Origin of the sequence: Streptomyces spongiae (genome assembly GCF_009377185.1) — a bacterium.
GTDB lineage: Bacteria > Actinomycetota > Actinomycetes > Streptomycetales > Streptomycetaceae > Streptomyces > Streptomyces spongiae.
Map to the genome: position 1 here is coordinate 1 of NZ_VJZC01000762.1, position 4,068 is coordinate 4,068.

The window sequence follows — 4,068 nt, forward strand, 5'->3', positions numbered from 1 at the left end:
GTTCGGGGTGCGGTGTGGGTGGCGGTACGTTGTGTCGCCGGGCGCGCGGTTGTGCTTTTAAGGGGCGCGGGGAACTGCGCGACAAGCCACGACGAACTCGCAGCCGCCCACCAACCGCAATGGGGCAGACGAGACACACGCGGCACCGGAGGTTGACGGCTCTCGTATCCGCCCCCACACTCCTCCGAAGTCAATCGGTTGCACGACCGAAACTTTCGGAGGCACCCCCATGAGAACCTCCAGATCCTCGTTACGCCACCGCCTCACCACCCTGCTCACCGGCGCGGCAGCGCTCACCGCACTGTTGGTCGCCGCGCCCGCCCACGCCGCCGACCCCCCGCTGCGCGACCTCGCCGACGCCAAGGGCAAGGTCATCGGAACGGCGGTCACCGGTTCCAAACTCACGGGCACGTACGGCCAGATCGCGGGGGCGGAGTTCAACTCCCTCACCCCCGGCAACGCCATGAAGTGGGGCTCCGTCGAGCCCACCCGAGGCACCTTCAACTGGACCGAGGCCGACCAGATCGTCGACTTCGCGGAGGCACACGGGCAGCAGGTGCGCGGCCACACCCTCGTCTGGCACAGCCAGAACCCGAGCTGGCTGACGAACGGCACCTGGACCTCCGCCCAGCTGAGCCAGCTGATGAACGACCACATCGCGCTGGAGGTGGGCCGCTACAAGGGTCGGCTGGCCGCCTGGGACGTGGTGAACGAGCCGTTCAACGAGGACGGCACCTACCGCCAGACCCTCTGGTACAACGGCCTCGGCGCCGACTACATCGCCCAGGCCCTGACCGCCGCCCGCGCCGCCGACCCGAGCGCCAAGCTCTACATCAACGACTACAACGTCGAGGGCGTCAACGCGAAGAGCACGGCGCTGTACAACCTGGTCAAGTCCCTGAAGGAGCGCGGCGTCCCGATCGACGGCGTGGGACTGCAGGCCCACCTGATCCTGGGCCAGGTTCCGTCCAGTCTCCAGCAGAACATCCAGCGCTTCGCCGACCTCGGCGTGGACGTGGCCATCACCGAGCTGGACATCCGGATGCAACTCCCGGCAACCGAGGCCAAGCTGGCCCAGCAGCGGACCGACTACGAGGCCGTGGTGAAGGCGTGCGTCGCGGTGAGCCGGTGCACCGGAGCCACCGTCTGGGGCTTCACGGACTCCGACTCGTGGATCCCGGACACCTTCCCCGGCCAGGGAGCGGCGACGCCGTACGACGAGAACTACGCCCCGAAACCGGCGTACTCCGGCATCGCGACAGCTCTCGGCGGCACGACGACACCGCCGCCTACGGGTGCCTGTACGGCGACGTACAGCGTCACCAGCCAGTGGAACACCGGGTTCACGGGGCAGGTGAGGATCGCCTGCTCCGGGGCGTCCCTCTCCTCCTGGCGGGTCAACTGGACGTACGGCGCGGGCCAGCAGATCACCCAGGCATGGAGCGCGACGTGCGCACAGACGGGCGCGGCGGTGAGCTGCACGAACGCGTCGTGGAACGGGACCGTGCCCAACGGTGGTTCGGTGACCTTCGGTTTCAACGCGAACTGGAGCGGGAGCAATCCGCTGCCCACCGTCACGCTGGGATGAGAAGCACGCTGGGATGAGAAGTCTGAGAATTTCCGAAGAATGTCGGTCGGACATCTCTGCTCGTAATAATTCGGACTTACGTTCCTGCGTGTGACTGTGCGAAGTGGCGAACGTGGAGATGACGGCGGAGCGGCCGGCAGACGGGTGGGCCGGCGGCCTGGGTTACTGAAGGCCGCCGGCCTGACTCTCGCCGGGGTGCTCGTGCTGGGTGCGGGGACGGCCGGCTGGGCGTACTGGCATCTGAACGACAACATCAAGAGCGTCGACATCAACAGCGCGCTCGGCGAGGACCGCCCGCCTGTCGCGGTGCCGAGCCCGTCGTCGTCCGCCGCACCGTTGGCCGGTAGTGCGCTGAACATCCTGGTCCTGGGCTCTGACTCCCGTAGCGGCAAGGAGAACGCCAAGCTCGGCGGCGGGGACAGCGGGGGTGCCCGGTCCGACACGGCGATGGTCGTCCACGTCGACGAGGGCCGCACCGAGGCGACGGTGGTGAGCATCCCGCGCGACACGCTGGTCACGCGCCCGTCCTGCCCCCTGTCCACGGGCGGTTCCACGGAGGTGGCGTACGGCACGATGTTCAACAGCGCCTACTCGGTGGGCGGTCCGGTCTGCGCGGTGAAGACGGTCGAGTCGCTGACCGGCATCCGTATGGACCACTACATCGAGATCGACTTCTCGGGCTTCGCCAAGCTGGTGGACGCGCTGGGCGGGGTGACCGTCACGACGGACGAGGACATCGACGACGAGGACAGCCACCTGAAACTGGAGGCCGGCACCCACCACCTGGACGGCGAGAAGGCGCTGGCCCTCGCCCGCACCCGCCACGGCATCGGTGACGGCAGCGACCTGGGCCGCATAGGGCTCCAGCAGAAACTGGTGAAGGCCCTGCTCGACCAGATCTCCTCGACCAGCCTGCTGACCAGCCCCACCAAGCTGTACCGGGTCGCCGACGCGGTCACCGGCAGCCTGACGACGGACACCGGCCTGGACTCCCTGAGCGAACTGATCAGCCTCGGCCAGAGCCTGAAGAACCTGACCTCGGCCGACCTCAGGACGGTGACGATGCCGGTGGTCCAGGCCCCGTCGAACCCCAACCGCGTGGTGGCGGACGAGCCGGAGGCGAGCGAGCTGTGGGAGTCGCTCACGTAGTGCGGCCGCTCATGGTGACCGGGCGACCGATCAGCATCGTGGGCGCGTCCGCGATCCGGGTCAGGAAGACGGTGGCCGAGTGGGGGCCGTGCGGCTTGACCTTCTTGCGGAGCTCCTCCGGCTCGACGGCGAACCCCCGCTTCTTGACCGTCAGCACGCCGATCTCCCGCTCCCGCACGAGCGCCTTCAGCTTCTTGACGTTGAAGGGGAGGTGGTCGGTGATCTCGTAGGCGGCGGCGTACGGGGTCGGGCGGAGGGTGTCCGCGGTGATGTAGGCGATGTGGGGGTCGAGCAGCCCGCCGTCGAACTCCGCCGCCACCTCGGCCACCAGGTGCGCGCGGATGACGGCGCCGTCGGGCTCGTACAGGTAGGGGCCCGGCGGCCGGACCGACGGGTCGGGCAGCCCGCGGCCGAGCAGCGTGCGCGGTCCGGGCAGGAGTGTGGCCCGCACGGCCCCGGGCTCCGTGCCGAACCACAGCACCGCCTCCTTCACGTCCCCGCCGTCCGAGATCCACTCGGCCTCGGCCTCGGCGGGGATCGTCTCGTGGGGGACACCTGGGGCGATCTTCAGTGCGGCGCGGGGCGCCTTCAGGGCCGTCCCGACCGCCCAGGAGAGCGGCGGTGAGTACGCCTCCGGGTCGAAGACGCGGCCCCGGCCGCCGCGCCGCGCGGGGTCCACGAAGACCGCGTCGTACGAGGCGACGTCCACGTCCGTGACGTCGGCCTCCCGCACCTCGATCAGCTCGGACAGGCCGAGTGCCGCCGCGTTCGCCCGTGCCACCGCCACCGTCAGCGGGTCCCGGTCGACGGCCAGGACCCGGATCCCGGCGCGGGCCAGCGCGATCGCGTCACCGCCGATGCCGCAGCACAGGTCGGCGACGGACCGCACGCCCAGCGCCGCGAACCGCGCCGCCCGGTACGTCGCCACCGACGTGCGCGTGGACTGCTCGACCCCGTTCGGCGTGAAGAACATCCGCTCCGCGTCCGCCGCCCCGAACTTCGCCACCGCCCGCTGCCGCAGCCGAGCCTGCGCGAGCGCCGCCGAGACGAGGCCGGCCGGGTGCTCACGCCGCAGCCGGGTCGCGACGCCCAGCTCGGCCGCCGGTTCGTTGCCACGCACCTCATCGAGAAGGGCCAGGCCCTCGGGGGTGAGAAGGGCGGCGAAGGAGTCGGTGGGGGCGAGGTCGGTCACCGGGCCATTGTGGGCCAGTCGGTGAACGACGCGCCTCCACCCAGCCCGTCCGGCGCGGATCACGTCAAGGCCGTGCGGGCACCCCCAGCCCGTCCGGCGTTTGAGGACGAGGCCGCAGGCCGATACGGGGGTCTGGGGG

The 4,068-nt window shown here is 70.3% G+C and carries 3 protein-coding genes; 2 read left to right on the forward strand and 1 reads right to left on the reverse strand.

Features of this window, described 5'->3' with window-relative positions; genetic code table 11:
* The first annotated feature begins 229 nt into the window (after window positions 1-229).
* A complete protein-coding gene (locus FNH08_RS46235; RefSeq protein ID WP_152777725.1) occupies window positions 230-1,588 on the forward strand; it encodes an endo-1,4-beta-xylanase in 1,359 nt (452 codons plus the stop codon).
* A 144-nt stretch (window positions 1,589-1,732) separates the two neighbouring features.
* Entirely contained in the window at window positions 1,733-2,737 is a 1,005-nt protein-coding gene (locus tag FNH08_RS46240; protein ID WP_322726532.1) for an LCP family protein, read from the forward strand.
* Here FNH08_RS46240 and FNH08_RS46245 read toward each other — a convergent pair.
* A complete protein-coding gene (locus tag FNH08_RS46245) occupies window positions 2,730-3,929 on the reverse strand; it encodes a class I SAM-dependent methyltransferase (protein ID WP_407704588.1) in 1,200 nt (399 codons plus the stop codon). The genes FNH08_RS46240 and FNH08_RS46245 overlap by 8 nt on opposite strands.
* Window positions 3,930-4,068 lie beyond the last annotated feature (139 nt).

Bases quoted from the DNA above. Each gene is read 5' to 3' on its own strand.
- FNH08_RS46235 (WP_152777725.1), top strand. From the start codon at position 230: ATGAGAACCTCCAGATCCTCGTTACGCCACCGCCTCACCACCCTGCTC.